Here is a 16,201-nt window from a genome sequence, read left to right as displayed (position 1 = left end):
TTCAGATGCATGAGGGGAGTCGGATGGCGCACTATTGCGCCAGTGCCAGCAGCCGGCGGGCTTGCTCGATCACGGGGCGGTCGACCATCTTGCCATCGACCTGCACCGCGTGGCTGCCGCTGGCGGTGGCGTCGAGCACGCGCCGGGCCCAGTCGAGCTGCTCGGGGCTGGGCAGAAAGCCGGCGCGGACCGCGCCCAGCTGTGCCGGATGGATACAGAGCTTGCCGGCAAAGCCTAGTTCGCGCGCGTAGGCGACGTCGCTGGCGAGCACGGCTTCGTCCTTGAGCGCGGTGGTGACGCCGTCGACCGGCGGCGGCAGCCCCGCCACGCGCGAGGCCAGCACGATGCGCGCGCGCGCGAAGGCGAGGGCGTCGCGGGTATGGCTGCAGCCCAGGTCGACGGCATAGTCGAGCGAGCCGAAGGCCAAACGCGCCACGCCGCTGGCCGACGCCACGGCATCGACCTGGTGCAGGCCGAGCGCGGTCTCGATGATGGCGACCAGCTCGCCCCGCGGGTTGATCGCTTGCAGGGCCTGGGCGATGGTGTCGAGCGCGGCGGCATCCTCGGCCTTGGGCACCAGCAGCCCGGCCAGCGCGGTGCCCGGGGGCAATGCGCGCAGCCAGGCCAGGTCGGCGGCAAAGGCGGGCGAGGCGCTGTCGTTGATGCGCACGAAGGCGCTGGCGCCGGGCCCGCCGGCCAGCCATGCGGCGATGGCTTCGCGCGCGGCGGGCTTGGCGTCCGGATGGACCGCGTCCTCGAGGTCGAGGATCATCACATCGGGGCCGGCGGCGGCGGCCTTGTCGAAGCGCTCGGGCCGGTCGCCCGGCACGAACAGGTAGGTAACGGCGGTGGACATGGCGATCCTCAGCGCGCGGCGGGGAGCCAGTCGTTGACGTCCGGGGCCTGCTCGAGTGTCCACACGCGCTGGATGATGGCGCGCATCTCGGCTTCGCTCGCGCCCTGGCGGAACGCGCCCAGCTGCAGCGCCTTGGCTTCCAGTTCCGGGCGCGACAGCGTGTTGTCCGGGTCGCCCTGGGGCACGTCGACGCGCGCGGCCAGGGTGCGGCCGTCGGTGGTCTTTGCCGTCACGCGGCCGATCCACTGGCGCGGGTAGGCGGCGTTGACCTCGGCGTCCAGCTCCATCTCGACCTTGCCGCGGAACGCGGCCACCGCTGGGTCTTGCAGCGCATGCTGCTCGAACTCGCCCAGGCCGGCGTGGCCATGCACCGCCACCAGTCCCAGCACCGTGCCCATCGAGAACTTGGCCTGGTGGATGGTGGCGGGATTGACCACGGGGCCGAGCACGTCGATGGCACCCTGGTGCACGTGGGTGGTGACGCTGGCGATCTGGTCCGCGGCAACGCCTTCGCGCTGCATCAGCGCCTTCAGCGCATCGGCGGCCGGGTGGGTGTGGCGGCACGAGGCGAAGAACTTGAACGACGTCTCCGCCGTGGCCCAGCGCGTGCCCAGGCCATCGGTCAGGCAGGCGGGGTTGGCATCGCTCGACATGCCGGCGGCCATGCCCTGCGCGCCCTCGAGGATCTGCTTCGCGCCGGTAAAGCCGGCGCGCGCCAGCCACGCCGACTGCAGGCCGTCGGCCGCGGCCTTGGCGGTGTGCAGCTGCTTGGAGTCGGCGGCGTCGCGCAGGAATTCCCACAGGCCGGCGGCCTGGGTACCGGCCGAGCCCAGCGCCTGGTTGATGCCTTCGGCATCGAGGCCGAACAGCCTGGCCACCGCCGCGGCGGCGGCCAGCGTGCCGACGGTGCCGGTGGTGTGGAACACGCGGTAGTGCGAGCGGCCCATGAATTCGCCGATGCGGATGCCGGCTTCATAGCCGGCGATCGACGCCAGCAGCACCTCGGCACCGGTCTTGCCCTCGGCCTGCGCGGCGGCGACCACGGCGGGGAACACCACCGCCGCCGGATGCAGCACCGAGCCGTTGTGCACGTCGTCCTGCTCGACCACGTGCGAGGAGGCGCCGTTGATCAGCGCGGCGAAGTAGGGCGAGGTGCGGCGGCGGTCGACCAGCACTTCGGCGGCGCCGTCGGAGGGGCCCATGGCCGCGGCGAATTCCTGCAGCTTGCGCACGGCCGGGGCGTCCTTGCCGGCGATGGCCGAGGCGATCCAGTCCAGGAACAGGTCCTTGTTGCGCTCGACTACGGGCGCGGGCACGTCGGCAAGCTTGAGGTTGGCCAGGAATTCGCAAAGCTGGCGGGTCGGGTAAGTGGTGTCTGCGGCTTGGCTCATGCCGGCTCCGGAGATTGAACAGGGCTTGCGGAAAGAGAAGGACGCCCGGCTGGCCGGGCGCCGGTGTTGGCTCAGATGGTGCGCTTGTCGGCCAGGGCGTCGATATCGGTCTCGCCGTAGCCCAGCTCGGCCAGGATGCTGCGGCTGTGCGCGCCCAGCGCCGGCACGTCACCCATGACGGGCTCGACGCCCGACAGGTTGGCGGGCGGCAGCAGCGCGCCGATCGGGCCGTTGGGCGTGTTGACTTCGCGCCAGCGCTGGCGCGCCTGCAGCTGCGGATGGTTCCACACCTCCTCGATGTCGTTCATCGGCGCATTGGCGATCTGCGCCTGGTCCAGCAGCGCCTCGGCCTGCGCCACCGTCAGCGAGGCAAAGCGTGCCTCGATCAGCGCGGTCAGTTCGGGTCGGTTGCGCACGCGCGCGGTATTGCTGGAATAGCGCTCGTCCTGCGCCAGCGCGCGGTCGCCCAGCACGATCTCGCAGAAATTGGCGAACTCGCGCTCGTTCTGCACGCTGAAGATCACGCTGCCATTGCTGGTGCGATGCACGCCATACGGGGCGATGGTCGGATGCGAGGCGCCGAAGCGTGCCGGCGGCGTGCCGCCGTAGTGGCCGAAGTACAGCACCTGGTTCATCCACTCGGCCATCGCCTCGAACATGGTCACCTGCACGCGCAGGCCCTTGCCGGTGCGGCCGCGCTGCAGCAGCGCCGACAGGATGCCGCTGTACGCGTACATGCCGGCCGCGATGTCGGCGATCGACACCCCGGCGCGCGACGGCTCGTTCGGGCCGCCGGTCAGGCCCACAAGCCCGGCGGCGGCCTGGATCAGCAGGTCATAGGCCTTCTTGTCGCGATAGGGGCCCGAGTCGCCGTAGCCGGAGATGTCGCAGACGATCAGCTTCTCGTACTGGCCATGCAGGGTGTCGAAATCCAGGCCCATGCGGGCGGCGGCGCCCGGGGCGAGGTTCTGCACCAGCACGTCGGCAGCGGCCAGCAGGCGGTGCAGGATGGCCTGCGCTTCATGGTCCTTCAAATCCAGGGCCAGGCTTTCCTTGCCCCGGTTGAGCCAGACGAAGTAAGAGGCCTGGCCGTGCACGGACTGGTCATAGCCGCGCGCGAAGTCGCCCACGCCGGGACGCTCGACCTTGATCACGCGCGCGCCCAGGTCGGCCAGCTGGCGCGTGGCGAAGGGCGCGGCCACGGCGTGCTCGAGCGAGACCACGCGGATGCCGTCGAGCGGGCGGATGCCTTGGGGAGAGTGGGACATGTAGGGTTCTCAGAACGAACGCGGCAACTCGAGCACGTGCTCGGCCACGTAGGACAGGATCAGGTTGGTGGAGATCGGCGCCACCTGGTACAGGCGGGTCTCGCGGAACTTGCGCTCGATGTCGTATTCGGCGGCGAAGCCGAAGCCGCCGTGCGTCTGCAGGCAGACGTTGGCGGCTTCCCACGAGGCATCGGCGGCCAGCAGCTTGGCGATATTGGCTTCCTTGCCGCACGGCCGGCCGGCGTCGAACAGCCGCGCCGCCTTGTAGCGCATCAGGCTGGCCGCCTCGACGTTGACGTAGGCGCGCGCGATCGGAAACTGCACGGCCTGGTTCTGGCCGATCGGGCGGTCGAACACGATGCGGTCGCGCGCGTAGTTGCTGGCGCGCTCGACGAACCAGTAGCCGTCGCCGATGCATTCGGCGGCGATCAGGATGCGCTCGGCGTTGAGGCCGTCGAGGATGTACTTGAGGCCCTTGCCTTCCTCGCCGATCAGGTTGTCGGCGGGGACTTCCAGGTTGTCGAAGAACAGCTCGTTGGTCTCGTGGTTGACCATGTTGCGGATCGGCTTGACCGTCAGGCCCTTGCCGATGGCGTCGCGCAGGTCGACCACGAATACCGACAGGCCGTCCGACTTGCGCCTGACCTGGTCCAGCGGCGTGGTGCGCGCCAGCAGCAGCATCAGGTCAGAGTGCTGCACGCGCGAGATCCAGACCTTCTGGCCGTTGACGAGGTACTTGTCGCCGTGGCGTACCGCGGTGGTCTTGAGCTTGGTGGTGTCGGTGCCGGTGCTGGGCTCGGTCACGGCCATCGACTGCATGCGCAGCTCGCCCGAGGCGATGGCCGGCAGCCAGCGCTGCTTCTGCGCGTCGGAACCATGGCGCAGCAGGCAGCCCATCACGTACATCTGCCCGTGGCAGGCGCCGGAGTTGCCGCCGCTGCGGTTGATCTCTTCCATGATGACCGACGCCGCGGTCAACGACAGCCCCGAGCCGCCATAGGCTTCCGGAATCAGCGCCGACAGCCAGCCGGCCTGCGTCAGCGCCTGCACAAAGCTCTCGGGAAAGGCTTCCTGTTCTTCCACCCGTTGCCAGTACGCCGAATCGAAGCCCGCGCACAGGCTGCGCACCGCCTCGCGGATCTCGGGGTACGGCTGGTCGGGGTCCTGGTCTGCGTGCATGGTCGCCGGGTCGATGGGAACTGGAGGCCATTATTCCCGAGCCCCCTGCACGCCGAAATTCGGATTTGCGAAAGAGCGGCTTAGGGGCGGCTTAGGTGGGCAGCAGGCGCCGCAGCGGGGCGATGCGACAGCGCCGGCAAGGCCGCCCACCATGCCGCATCACCATGCAGGACGCCCGGCGAACCGGGCGTGCAGGCGTGGCGCGCGGGGCGCCGGTGGAGGGGTGGGGCCGGTGCCGTGGCACCGCCTGCCGATCAGTGGACGAAGAGCCAGATCAGGATCAGGACAAAGGCCGGAACACCAAGTAGCCAGGCGAGGATATAGGGCATGGTGCAACTCCATCGGAGGACTGTGGTTGGTGATTCCAATATAGGAACGCCGCGCCGGCGGGACTGTCGGGAAGCTTCCGCTTGCCGTGTAGGACGCCGCCGCACACGCTGAAGGGCCCCTGGATGTGGCGCACAAGTCTTGCCGGGGGGCAGGTGTGCCGTGCTACGCTCACGCCTGCACCCAGTCCCCGGAGGTAGGCGATGGAGTCTGTCTGGACCGAGATCTTCCGCACCTTTCGCGCGGAATTTGCCGATGTGCCGGACGCGGCCGAGGCGACCCGCATCCTGGTGCGGCTGTGCATGGCGGTGCTGCTCGGCGGCCTGATCGGCTATGAGCGCGAATCCTCGGGCAAGGCGGCGGGGCTGCGCACCCACATGCTGGTGGCGCTGGGCTCGGCGCTGTTCGTGCTGGTGCCGCTGCAGGCGGGCGTGCCGCTGGCCGACATGAGCCGGGTGCTGCAGGGGCTGATCGCCGGCATCGGCTTCCTCGGCGCGGGCGCCATCCTCAAGCAGAACGACGAGGCCCATATCAAGGGCCTGACCACCGCGGCCAGCATCTGGATGGTGGCGGCCATCGGCGTCGCGGCCGGGCTGGGGCGCGACACCACGGCGGTGATCGCCACGGTGTTCACGCTGGTGATCCTGCAGATCCTGCAACGCTGGAAGTAGCATCGCCGGGCCACGGACCGGTGCGCCGGTCTGTGCCCTTGCGCGCCGATCCTCGCTTTTCCCTTGGTTTTGCCGCGACCAATGCGCGTGGAATGCGCGCCGGCGCACACATGCGGGACCCCGCGCGCCCTATGCTGTGGCACAGGCAGCGCCCGGAAGCCCGGGCGCTGCCGACGCAGCAGAGGGGAGGTTGGCATGCAGGCATCGATTCGTGACGACGCGGCGCTGGCCGCATTCGTGGGGCCGCGATTTCCATACTACGGCGAGCGCTGGTCGGTGGCCGAGACCCACGGCGGCATCTCGTGGAACTGGGCGGCATGCCTGCTGGGTCCGTTCTGGATGGCGTACCGGCGCATGTACTGGCAGGTGGGCGTCTATGCGCTGATCGTCGGCACCGAGCCGTTGCTGCACGCATGGTTCGGCCTGCAACTGCCGATGGCGGGCCGGCCGCTGCTGTACGCGATGGCGCTGCTGCTGGGGCTGTATGGCAATGAACTGTACCGCTGGCACGCCGAGGCCACCATCCGCCATGTGCGCGAGTACCACTATTCGCCCGAACTGGTGAACGACTCGCTCGAGCGCCGCGGCCGCACCAGCTGGCCGGGCGTATTCGCCATGGGGCTGCTGTTGCTGGTGATGGTGGTGTCGCTGCGTCCGCTGGCGGCGCTGATGGTGCAGGGCGGCGCGCCGGGCGCGGGCTGAAGCCGCGCGGCCCGCTACACGGGCTCGCGCGCGGCGTCGACCAGGTACTGGATCAGGGTTTCGGCGAACTGCGGTAGCTCCCGGCCAGGGCGGCGCACCAGGCGCAGCTCGCGCCGCGCCCATTCGTCTTCCAGCGGGATAAAGCGCAGTACCTTGCGGCTGGCATAGCGGCGCGCGCAGCTGTTGGGCACGATGGCGATGCCGGCGCCGGCCTCGACCATGCGGCAGACCGCATCGAAGCTGCCCACCTGGATCCGCAGGCTGATGCGCTTGCCCATGCCGGCGGCAATGCGGTCGAGGAACGACTGGATCGCGCTGAACTGGTTCAGGCCGACAAAGCGGCAGGTATCGAGCAGGTCGGCGAAATGCAGCCGCTTGAAGGTTGGCAGCGGATGGTTGACCGGTGCGATCACGATCAGCGCGTCGCTGCACAGGTGCATCGCATCCAGGTCCTGCGTGGCGACCTCGCCGGCGACGATGCCGAGGTCCGCCGCGCCGGCGCTGATCGCCGACACGATCTCCTGCGACAGGTGCTCTTCCAGCTCGATGTCGACGTCCGGGTTCTCGCTGAGGAAGCGCGACACGCCGGTGGCGAGGAACGAGTTGGTCGCGGTGGTGTTGGCCAGCAGCCGCACGCGCCCCTTCACGCCCTTGGCATACGGCCGCAGGTCGGCGTGCAGGCATTCCAGTTCGCGGAAGACCTCGCGCGCGTGCCGCAGCAGCGCGTCGCCCGCCGGCGTGAGCCGCACGCCCTTGACCTGACGGATCAGCAATTGTGTCTGGAACGCCTCTTCCAGCTGCTTGATGCGCGTGCTGGCGGCGGGCAGCGACAGAAAGCTGCGCTCGGCGGCACGGGTCAGGTTCTCCGTCTCGCCGACATTCAGGAAGAGGCGGAGGTCGGTCAGGTCGTAATGCATGGGCTTCTGTCAGGCCAAAGGCCAGTTTTGTGATTCGTGAATTCCAAAGGGCCGGGCGTCAATTTATCGTATCCGCTGCGGCATGGACATCCGGATTGACCGCAGCGGCGGGCGCTGCCGGCTGCGCGAGGCTGTTTCACCGGGTTTGCGGTCGGTGACCGCACAAAAAGTATTCAGGGTACGAGTTCAGAGGAGACATGCAATGAGCGGTTTGATGGCAGGCAAGGTTGCGCTGGTGACGGGCGCCGGGGGTGGGATCGGGCGCGGCATCGCGCTGGCCATGGCGGCCGCCGGTGCCAGGGTGGTGGTCAATGACCTGGGCGTGTCGATGACCGGCGAGGGCGGCGATGCCGGCCCCGCGCAGCGCGTGGTCGAGGAAATCCGCGCCGCCGGCGGCGAGGCCGTGGCCAGCACCGACAGCGTGTCGACCTGGGCCGGCGCCAACGCCATCGTGCAATGCGCGCTCGACAACTTCGGCCGCATCGATGCCGTGGTCAACAACGCCGGCAACCTGCGCGACCGCATGTTCTTCAAGATGAACGAGGAAGAATGGCGCTCGGTGATCGAGGTGCACCTGAACGGCACCTTCTTCGTCAGCCGCGCCGCGGCCAACTACTTCAAGGACCAGGAGAGCGGCGCCTACGTGCACATGACCTCCACCTCGGGCCTGATCGGCAACCTGGGCCAGGCCAACTATTCGGCGGCCAAGCTGGGCATCGCCGCGCTGTCGAAGTCGATCGCGCTGGACATGCAGCGTTTCAACGTGCGCTCGAACTGCATCGCGCCGTTCGCGTGGAGCCGCATGACCAGCTCGATCCCCGCGGAAACGCCGGAAGAAAAGGCACGCGTGGCCAAGCTGCAGAAGATGGAAGCCGGCAAGATCGGTCCGGTCGCGGTCTACCTGGCCAGCCCGGCGGCGAGCGAGGTCAACGGCCAGATCTTCGCGGTGCGCGCCAACGAGATCATCCTGATGAGCCAGCCGCGTCCGGTGCGCTCGGTCCATATGAGCGAGGGTTGGACGCCGGAATCGGTGGGCGAGATCGCCATGCCGGCGATGCGCAGCAGCTTCTTCAAGCTGGAGCGCTCGCCCGACGTGATCAGCTGGGACCCGATCTGATGACGGGCGGCCAAGCCCCGGTGCGTGGCGCGCTTGCCGGCGTGCGCGTGCTGGACCTGTCGCGCATCCTGGCCGGCCCGTGGTGCGCGCAGAACCTGGCGGACCTCGGCGCCGAGGTGATCAAGGTGGAGCGCCCCGGCGCCGGCGACGATACCCGTTCGTGGGGGCCGCCGTGGCTGCCCGGCGCGGACGGACAGCCGTCGCGCGATGCCACCTACTTTGCCGGCGCCAACCGCGGCAAGCAGTCGGTCACGCTCGATATCGCCAGCCCGCAAGGGCAGCAGATCGTGCGCGAGCTGGCCGCGAAGTCGCAGATCGTGCTGGAGAACTACAAGGTCGGCGACCTGAAGCGCTACGGGCTGGACTACGACAGCCTGAAGGCGGTCAACCCGGCGCTGGTCTACTGTTCGATCACGGGCTATGGCCAGACCGGGCCGAGCGCGCACAAGCCCGGCTACGACTTTATCTTCCAGGGCCTGGGCGGCCTGATGAGTGTCACCGGCGAGCGCGACGACCTGCCCGGCGGCGGGCCGCAGAAGGTAGGCGTGGCGGTGGTCGACATGCTCACCGGCATGTACGCCACGGTTGCGGTACTGGCCGCGCTGCGCCATGCCGAACGCACCGGCGAGGGCCAGCATATCGACATGGCGCTGCTCGATGCGGTGGTGGCGGTCGGCGCCACCCCCATCATCGCGCAGCGCGTGACCGGCCAGGCCATGCCGCGCTACGGCAACGCGCACGCCAACATGGTGCCCTACCATGTGTTCGCCACCGCCGACGGCTACATGATCGTCGCGGCGGGCAACGACGGGCAGTGGCAGGCGTATTGCCGCGGCGTCGAGCGGCCCGACCTGGCCGCCGACGAGCGCTTTGCCACCGGCCCCGGCCGCATCATCCATCGCGACACGCTGGTGCCCCTGCTCGAAGCGCACATGCGCACGCGGCCGACCGCGCACTGGGTGCAGGCGCTGGAAGCGCAGAGTATCCCGTGCGGGCCGATCAACGATTACGGCCAGGTGCTGGAAGATCCGCAGGTGCGGCATCGCGAGCTGCAGGTCGACCTGGTGCGTGACGACGGCAGCCTGTGCCCGACCGTCAAGAGCCCGCTGCGGCTGTCGGCCACTCCGGTGCAATACGACGCGCCGCCGCCGCGGCTGGGCCAGCATACCGAGCAGGTGCTGCAAACGGTGCTGGGCCTGTCGGCCGAGCGCATCGCCCGGCTGCGCGAGCAGGGCGTGGTCTGAGCCCGTGCCGGCCGCGCCTCAATCGCGCGGGCCCGCCCGGCGCTGCAGGGATGGCGTCACTGGCGTAGGCTGTCCGGATAGCGGCGGCATGCCGCATCCTTCCCGGAGACAGCCATGAACGAAGAGACCTTCAACCTCAGCATCCGCAAGTTCCTGAAGGTGGTCGGCGTGAATTCCCAGCGCGAGATCGAGCAGGCCATCGCCCGGGCCGTGGCCGACGGCACGCTGACGGGCAACGAACACCTGCCGGTTTCGGTGACGCTGGAGCTGGCGGCGGTGAAGCTGCAGGCGCGCTTCGACGGCGAGATCCGGCTCGAGTAAGCCGGCGGCTGCGCCGCGCCGGCTAGGCCGCCGGCACGCCTTGCTTGCGCATGCCGCGCATCCGGTATTCGCCCGGCGCCACGCCGGTCCATTTCTTGAAGGCGCGGTGGAAGGTGCTGGGCTCGGAAAAGCCGAGCCGCAGCGCCACGTCCTGCAGCGTCATGCCGGGGCGCTCCATCATGCCGATGGCCACGTCGCGCCGCAGGCTGTCCTTGATGCTCTGGTAGCCGCGGCCTTCGTCGCGCAGGCGGCGGCGCAGGGTCTGCGGCGTGAGCCGCAGCAGCTGCGCCATCTGCTCCAGCGACGGCAGTTCGTCGTCCAGGTGCGAGCGCAGGTGCTGCCGGATGCGTTCCGCCAGGCAGCTGTTGTCGCGGTAGCGGATCAGCAGGTTGCGCGGGGTCTCGCGCAGGAAGTCGCGCAGGCTGGCGGCGTCCTGCATCACCGGCAGGCGCAGCGACGCGGCGTCGAAGTGCAGCGCGGTGACGGGCTGGCCGTAGCTGACCCTGGCCTTGAACACGCGCTCGGTATCGGTGCGGCCCTGCGACGCGGCTGCGCTCAGGTCGACGCGCGCGAGCGGGATCTGCCCGGCGACCAGCCAGCTGACCAGCGCATAAGCGTGGAACACGAAGGTCGATTCGGCAAAGCTGCGGCAGGCCGACGCGGGCGCGCGCGGATGCAGCACCACCGCCGCGGTCGTGCCATCGGCGCCCACATGCAGGCGCGGCGCGAAGGCGTCGATATGCTGCCGGTACAGCCGCAGCCCGGTGCGGATGGCGTCCTCGAGCGTGGCGCAATGGACCAGGCCGCGGCATACCTGCGCGAACACGCCGGGCGTGACGGGCCGGTCCAGCAGGCCCCACAGTTCATCGCGCATGACCCGGCGCAGCGTGCGGATCAGCGCCGCATACTGGCCCTGCGTCACGCGCGCGCTGGGCGAGGCCAGCAGCGCCGGCGAGATATCCGCGCGGCGCAGCAGCGCATCGACGTCGTAGCCGAGCCGCCGCGCCCCCTGCAGGATATGCGTCACATGCGGGATGGCGATGGTGTGGCGCGCCGGCGCGGGCGGTTCCACCGGCGCGCCCGGTGCCGCCGGGCTGCCGGCGTCGCGCAGGCGCGCCCCCGGCAGCGCGTGGCCGGAAATGTGCGGCTTGCCCGGCAGCGGCGGGCGCAGCGATGGCAGAACGGCTGTTTGCATGGGTCTCCTCGTCACGGCGACGCGCCGGTGCCGGCGATTTTTCCGGGCGCCTTCCCGCTGTCGCGGACCTCTGGCCACGACATGGCGCCACCTTAGCAAGCCCGCGCGGCGCCGCACAATCGGGATTTGCCAAAGCCTGCCTTCCGCCTGAGCGATTCGGCCAATCATTTTGGCGCGTCTGGTCATTGTCCACGCACCGCAGCATCGCGCACTCTCCGGCAAGTACCTCTACAAGGCCGGCACACCGGCCCCGGCGGATCCTGCAACGCGGCAAAAGCCCGTGCCCGCCTACAAAAAACCAAAGGAGACAGCGCATGCAGGCAGATCGTCGCAGTGGGGAGCGCAGTTGGCGTCGCCGTACCCTCGGCCGCCTGGGTGCGGCATTGCTGGCGTGCTCCGGCATGGCCGCCGGCACGCTGGGCGCGGGCATGGCCCACGCCCAGGAATTCCCGGCGCGCACCGTGCGCATGGTGGTGCCGTTCCCCGCCGGCGGCGCCACCGACGTGCTGGCGCGCGCGCTGGCCGAGGGCCTGGGCAAGCAGTGGAAGCGGCCGGTGGTGGTCGAGAACCGCCCCGGCGCCAGCGGCATGCTGGGCGCCGAAGTGGTCGCCCGCGCAGAGGCCGACGGCCATACCGCGCTGCTGACGATCACGCCGCTGGTGCAGGCGCCAAGCCTGTATGCGCGCGCGCCGTACGACCCGGTGAAGGACTTCGCCGCGGTGTCCGAGCTCGGCACCACCAACCTGGTGTTCGCGATCAATGCCAATGCCGTGCCGGCCACCAACCTGAAGGACTTCATCGCGCTGGTGCGCGCCAGGCCCAGGCAGTTCTCCTATGGCTCGTTCGGCGCGGGTTCCAGCGGCCACCTGTACGGCGAAGTCTTCAACGACGCCGCCAAGATCGACATGCTCCATGTCTCGTACAAGGGCGAGGCGCCGGAGCTGAACGACCTGCTCGGCGGGCAGGTGCCGGCCGCGGTGATCTCGGTGATGGGGGCCAAGCCCCATGTCGCCACCGGCCGCCTGCGCGCGCTGGCGGTGACCGGGCCCGCGCGCGCGCCGCAACTGCCGGATGTGCCCACTTTCCGCGAGGCCGGCATCGACGGCATGGACGCCATGGGCTGGTTCGGCCTGTTGCTGCCGGCCGCCACGCCGCGGCCGATCGTCGATAAGTTCTCCGCCGACGTCAACCGCGTGCTGGCCCAGCCTGACGTGCGCAAGCGCATGAACGAGCTTGGCGTGATCCTGACCGGCAGCACGCCGGACGCGTTCGCCCAGACCATCCAGGCCGACTACGTGCGCTGGGGCAAGGTGATCCGCACGCGCAATATCCGCCTGGACTGAGCCCGCTCCGTTCGCGCCGTTTCCGACCCGCATCTGACCTGCATCTGACCACCATCGCTGCAATGAAGCCTGCCACACGCACCACCCAGCCGTTCCGTTCTCCCGCCTGGCCGCCGGGCCTGCCGGCGACGCTGCATACGCCGCGCACCAGCCTGTTCTACAACGTCGAGGTCGCGGCGCAGCGCTACCCGGACAAGACCGCGATCCAGTACTTCGGCACCGCGATCTCGTATGGCGAGCTGCGTGAAGAGATCGAACGGATGGCCGGCTACCTGCAGCAGGCCTGCGGCATCCGGCCCGGGGACCGGGTGGTGCTGTTCAGCCAGAACTGCCCGCAGTTCATCATCGCCTACTACGCCATCCTGCGCGCCGAGGGCGTGGTGGTGCCCGCCAACCCGATGTGGCTCGAAGCCGAGCTGGCCCACGTGGTGCAGGACAGTGGCGCGGTCGCCGCCTTCGCCGGCAGCGAGCTGTACCCGCGCATGGCGCCGCTGCATGGTCCGGCGCTGCGTCACGTGATCCTGCACGACTACGCGGGCATGCTGCGCGACCACGGTGGCCTGCCGGTGCCGGCCTGGCTGCGCGAAGCGCCGCCCGCGTCGCTGCCTGCGCCCTCGGGCGCGATGCCGGTGGCATGGGACCGCGCCAGCCGCGCCGGACACCGGCCGCTGCCGCACCGCGCCGGCCACGACACGCTGTGCATGCTGGCCTATACCTCGGGCACCACCGGCAATCCCAAGGGGTGCATGCATACCCACGGCACGCTGATGACGGCGGCCGCCGGCTCGGTGATCTGGCGCGGGGGCTCGCCCGAATCGGTGGTGCTGGCGGTGGCGCCGATGTTCCACCTGCTGGGCATGCAGAACTGCATGAACTCGCCGCTCTACCTGGGCGCGACGGTGGTGCTGATGCCGCGCTGGGACCGGGCGCTGGCCGCGGACCTGATCGAGCGCTACCGCGTCTCGGTGTGGGGCGCGCCGCCGGCGATGATGGTGGACTTCTTCTCCCAGCCCGGCATCGATGCGCGCGATCTGTCCAGCCTGGCGTACGTCGGCGGCGGCGGTGCGGCCATGCCGGAAGCGGTGGCCAACATGCTGCAGCAGCGCTTCGGCCTGCCCTATGTCGAGGCCTACGGCATGACCGAGACCGCAGCTTTCATCCTGTCGAATCCGCGCAACCAGCCCAAACGCGAATGCCTGGGCATCGCCACCTTCGGCGTCGACGCGCGCGTGGTCGACCCCGAGACGCTGCGCGAACTGCCGCACGGCGAGACCGGCGAGATCGTGGTCCACGGTGGCCAGGTGATGCAGGGCTACTGGCACAACGAAGACGCCAACGCCGCCACCTTCATCGAACTCGACGGCAAGCGCTTCCTGCGCACCGGCGACCTGGGCTTCATGGACGAGGAGGGCTACTTCTTCATGCGCGACCGCCTCAAGCGCATGATCAATGCGTCCGGCTACAAGGTCTGGCCGGCCGAGGTGGAGAACATGCTGTACGGCCACCCGGCCATCCACGAGGCCTGCGTGATCGCGGCGCGCGACGAGCGCCGCGGCGAAACCGTCAAGGCGGTGGTGGCGCTGCGCCCCGACGCGCGCGGCACCGCCGAGGCCGAACCCGAACGCATCATGGCCTGGTGCCGCGAGCACATGGCGGCGTACAAGGTGCCGCGCATCGTCGATGTGGTCGAGGCGCTGCCCAAGTCGGCCACCGGCAAGATCCTGTGGCGCGCGTTGCAGGAGCGCGAGATGCAGGCGGACCAACCGGGCGCCCGAGGGTAGCGGTGATGCCTACCCGGCGCAGCAACCAAAGCAGCAAAGAGAGAGACACCATGCAGCAGAGCAGACGCAACTGGCTGGCGCAGGCCGGCACCCTGGCCGGCGCGGCTATCCTTGGCGGCGCGGGCCGGGCTTTCGCCCAGCAGCCGTACCCCGCCAGGCCGATCCGCCTGATCGTGCCATACCCGGCCGGCGGCGGCGCCGATACCGTGGGGCGGCTGATCGGCCAGCGCCTGGCGGACAGCCTGGGACAGCCGGTGGTGGTGGAAAACAAGCCCGGCGCCAGCGGCATGCTGGGCAACGACACGGTCGCCAAGGCGCCGGCCGACGGCTACACCCTGCTGCTGGCGATCACCGCGCTGATCCAGTCGCCCGCGCTGTACAAGCGCACCCCGTACGACGTCGCCAGGGACTTCACCCCGGTGTCGCTGATCGCCAAGTCGTCCGACCTGTTCGTGGTGCCCAACCGGGTGCCGGCCAGCACCATGCGCGAATTCCTGGCGCTGGCCAAGGCCGGCAAGCTCAGTTACGGCTCGTACGGCAACGGCACCTCGTCGCACCTGCACGGCGAACTGCTGCGCCAGCAGGCCGGCATCGAGATCGCGCATATCCCGTACAAGGGCGCGGCGCCGCTGATGAGCGACCTGCTCGGCGGCCAGGTGGACAGCGCCTTCGTCGACGTGACCTCGGCCAACCCCTACCTCACCAGCAACAAGTTCAGGATCCTGGGCATCACCGGGACCCAGCGCTACAAGGCGCTGCCCAATGTGCCGACCTTCTCCGAGCTGGGCCTGGCCGGGTTCGAGCCCAATGGCTGGTTCGGGCTGTTCCTGCCCGGCAACGCGCCCAGGGACGTGACGGCAAGGCTGGCCGCGGAAACCGCGCGCATCGTGCGGTTGCCCGAAGTGACGGCAAAGCTGGCCGGCATGGGCTTGCAGCCGGTCGGCTCGACGCCGCAGGAACTGGCTGCCGTGGTCGCCGGCGATACGCCCAAGTGGGCCAGGATCGTGCGCGACGCCAACATCCAGCTCGACTGACACCGCCGCGGGAGCCCAGGCCATGGAAACCATCCGTTTTACCCTTGAGGACGGCATTGCGACGCTGACGCTGGACGCCCCGGCGCGCAAGAACGCGCTGTCGCTGCCGATGCGCGAGGAAATCGGCGAAGTGATTCGCCGGATACGGGACGACGACAGCGTGCGCGCGCTGATCCTGACCGCGGCCGGCACCGATTTCTCGTCGGGCGGCGACATCAGCTCGATGCAGGTCGAGATCAGCGCCGAGCAGGGCCGCCGGCGCCTGCGCAAGCTGCACGGCTGGCTGGAAGACCTGATCCGGCTCGACGTGCCGGTCATCGCCGCGGTCGACGGCGCCGCCTATGGCGCGGGCTTCAGCCTGGCGCTGACGGCCGACATCATCCTGGCGACGCCGCGCGCGCGCTTCGGGCTGCCATTCCTGCGCATGGGGCTGGTGCCGGACTGTGGCGCGTTCTACACGCTGCCGCGCATGATCGGGCTGCAACGCGCCAAGGCGCTGATGTTCTCGATGCGCGAGCTCGATGCGCAGGCGGCGCAAGACCTTGGCATCGTCATGGAAATCGTGCCGGCCGACGGCCTGCAGGCGCGCGCCCGTGAGCTCGCGCAGGCGTTCACCGAGGCCTCGCCGGTGGCGGTCAGCCTGACCAAGCAGGCGCTCAATGCGTCGCTGGGCCAGGACCTGAACACCATGCTGGCGATGGAGGCGGACGCGCAGGGCATCGCCTTCTCCACCGGCTACCGCCGCGAGGCCGCCGACCGCTTCATGGCCAAGCAGCCGCTGCGCTACCGCTGGCCGGACTGAAGGGGGCAGGCCGGGCTTGATGTCCCGCCGCGCCGGTTACCCCCCTGGCTTGC

At 69.7% G+C, this 16,201-nt stretch carries 15 protein-coding genes; 9 read left to right on the top strand and 6 right to left on the bottom strand.

The genetic code is table 11. The annotated features are described in order from the left end of the window. Nucleotides 1-31: 31 nt before the first annotated feature. The 4 genes from A3AG_RS0130345 to A3AG_RS0130330 all read right to left on the bottom strand — a co-directional run bounded on the left by A3AG_RS0130345 (nt 32) and on the right by A3AG_RS0130330 (nt 4,694). Nucleotides 32-856 carry an HpcH/HpaI aldolase/citrate lyase family protein gene (locus A3AG_RS0130345; protein WP_018009030.1) on the bottom strand — a complete coding sequence of 275 codons (825 nt, stop codon included), beginning with the start codon at nt 854-856 and terminating at the stop codon, nt 32-34. 8 nt (nt 857-864) lie between these two features. Then, the gene (locus A3AG_RS0130340; protein WP_018009029.1) at nt 865-2,247 is read right to left on the bottom strand and encodes an MmgE/PrpD family protein; all 1,383 of its coding nucleotides are present in this window, start codon (nt 2,245-2,247) and stop codon (nt 865-867) included. Between the two features lie 71 nt (nt 2,248-2,318). After that, nucleotides 2,319-3,515 (bottom strand): CaiB/BaiF CoA transferase family protein, encoded by a 1,197-nt coding sequence (locus A3AG_RS0130335; protein ID WP_018009028.1) that lies wholly within the window; start codon nt 3,513-3,515, stop codon nt 2,319-2,321. Between the two features lie 9 nt (nt 3,516-3,524). Continuing rightward, on the bottom strand, nt 3,525-4,694 hold the full coding sequence (locus A3AG_RS0130330) for an acyl-CoA dehydrogenase family protein (protein ID WP_018009027.1): 1,170 nt from the start codon (nt 4,692-4,694) through the stop codon (nt 3,525-3,527). A gap of 530 nt (nt 4,695-5,224) precedes the next feature. Between A3AG_RS0130330 and A3AG_RS0130325 the strand changes: the two genes are divergently transcribed. Further along, nucleotides 5,225-5,692 carry an MgtC/SapB family protein gene (locus A3AG_RS0130325; protein WP_018009026.1) on the top strand — a complete coding sequence of 156 codons (468 nt, stop codon included), beginning with the start codon at nt 5,225-5,227 and terminating at the stop codon, nt 5,690-5,692. 195 nt (nt 5,693-5,887) lie between these two features. Next, nucleotides 5,888-6,394 (top strand): DUF2628 domain-containing protein, encoded by a 507-nt coding sequence (locus A3AG_RS0130320; protein WP_018009025.1) that lies wholly within the window; start codon nt 5,888-5,890, stop codon nt 6,392-6,394. A gap of 14 nt (nt 6,395-6,408) precedes the next feature. Here A3AG_RS0130320 and A3AG_RS0130315 read toward each other — a convergent pair whose 3' ends face one another. Continuing rightward, complete coding sequence (locus A3AG_RS0130315; protein ID WP_012355383.1) at nt 6,409-7,311, bottom strand: LysR substrate-binding domain-containing protein; 903 nt, start codon at nt 7,309-7,311, stop codon at nt 6,409-6,411. 202 nt (nt 7,312-7,513) lie between these two features. Here A3AG_RS0130315 and A3AG_RS0130310 point away from each other — a divergent pair, with 202 nt between their 5' ends. The 3 genes from A3AG_RS0130310 (at nt 7,514) to A3AG_RS0130300 (ending at nt 9,993) form a co-directional block, all read left to right on the top strand. Further along, the gene (locus tag A3AG_RS0130310) at nt 7,514-8,428 is read left to right on the top strand and encodes an SDR family NAD(P)-dependent oxidoreductase (RefSeq protein WP_018009024.1); all 915 of its coding nucleotides are present in this window, start codon (nt 7,514-7,516) and stop codon (nt 8,426-8,428) included. Further along, nucleotides 8,428-9,672, top strand: a complete 1,245-nt coding sequence (locus A3AG_RS0130305; protein ID WP_018009023.1) for a CaiB/BaiF CoA transferase family protein — start codon at nt 8,428-8,430, stop codon at nt 9,670-9,672. Before A3AG_RS0130310 ends, A3AG_RS0130305 begins: the two co-directional genes overlap by 1 nt. Nucleotides 9,673-9,786: 114 nt before the next feature. Beyond that, entirely contained in the window at nt 9,787-9,993 is a 207-nt protein-coding gene (locus A3AG_RS0130300) for a DUF6494 family protein (protein WP_018009022.1), read from the top strand. A 22-nt stretch (nt 9,994-10,015) separates the two neighbouring features. Here the strand turns inward: A3AG_RS0130300 and A3AG_RS0130295 are convergent, their stop codons facing one another. Next, entirely contained in the window at nt 10,016-11,188 is a 1,173-nt protein-coding gene (locus tag A3AG_RS0130295) for an AraC family transcriptional regulator (RefSeq protein WP_018009021.1), read from the bottom strand. A gap of 314 nt (nt 11,189-11,502) precedes the next feature. Here A3AG_RS0130295 and A3AG_RS0130290 point away from each other — a divergent pair, with 314 nt between their 5' ends. The 4 genes from A3AG_RS0130290 (at nt 11,503) to A3AG_RS0130275 (ending at nt 16,148) form a co-directional block, all read left to right on the top strand. Continuing rightward, complete coding sequence (locus tag A3AG_RS0130290; RefSeq protein ID WP_026164579.1) at nt 11,503-12,531, top strand: Bug family tripartite tricarboxylate transporter substrate binding protein; 1,029 nt, start codon at nt 11,503-11,505, stop codon at nt 12,529-12,531. A 62-nt stretch (nt 12,532-12,593) separates the two neighbouring features. Continuing rightward, the gene (locus A3AG_RS0130285) at nt 12,594-14,312 is read left to right on the top strand and encodes a long-chain fatty acid--CoA ligase (RefSeq protein WP_018009019.1); all 1,719 of its coding nucleotides are present in this window, start codon (nt 12,594-12,596) and stop codon (nt 14,310-14,312) included. A gap of 50 nt (nt 14,313-14,362) precedes the next feature. Further along, on the top strand, nt 14,363-15,346 hold the full coding sequence (locus tag A3AG_RS0130280) for a Bug family tripartite tricarboxylate transporter substrate binding protein (RefSeq protein WP_018009018.1): 984 nt from the start codon (nt 14,363-14,365) through the stop codon (nt 15,344-15,346). Nucleotides 15,347-15,368: 22 nt separating this feature from the next. Further along, a complete protein-coding gene (locus A3AG_RS0130275; RefSeq protein ID WP_018009017.1) occupies nt 15,369-16,148 on the top strand; it encodes an enoyl-CoA hydratase/isomerase family protein in 780 nt (259 codons plus the stop codon). Nucleotides 16,149-16,201 lie beyond the last annotated feature (53 nt).

This window comes from Cupriavidus neocaledonicus, assembly GCF_000372525.1.
Classification (GTDB): domain Bacteria; phylum Pseudomonadota; class Gammaproteobacteria; order Burkholderiales; family Burkholderiaceae; genus Cupriavidus; species Cupriavidus neocaledonicus.
Note: the sequence above shows the minus strand (reverse complement) of the source record. Positions and strands in the feature narration are given on the sequence as shown.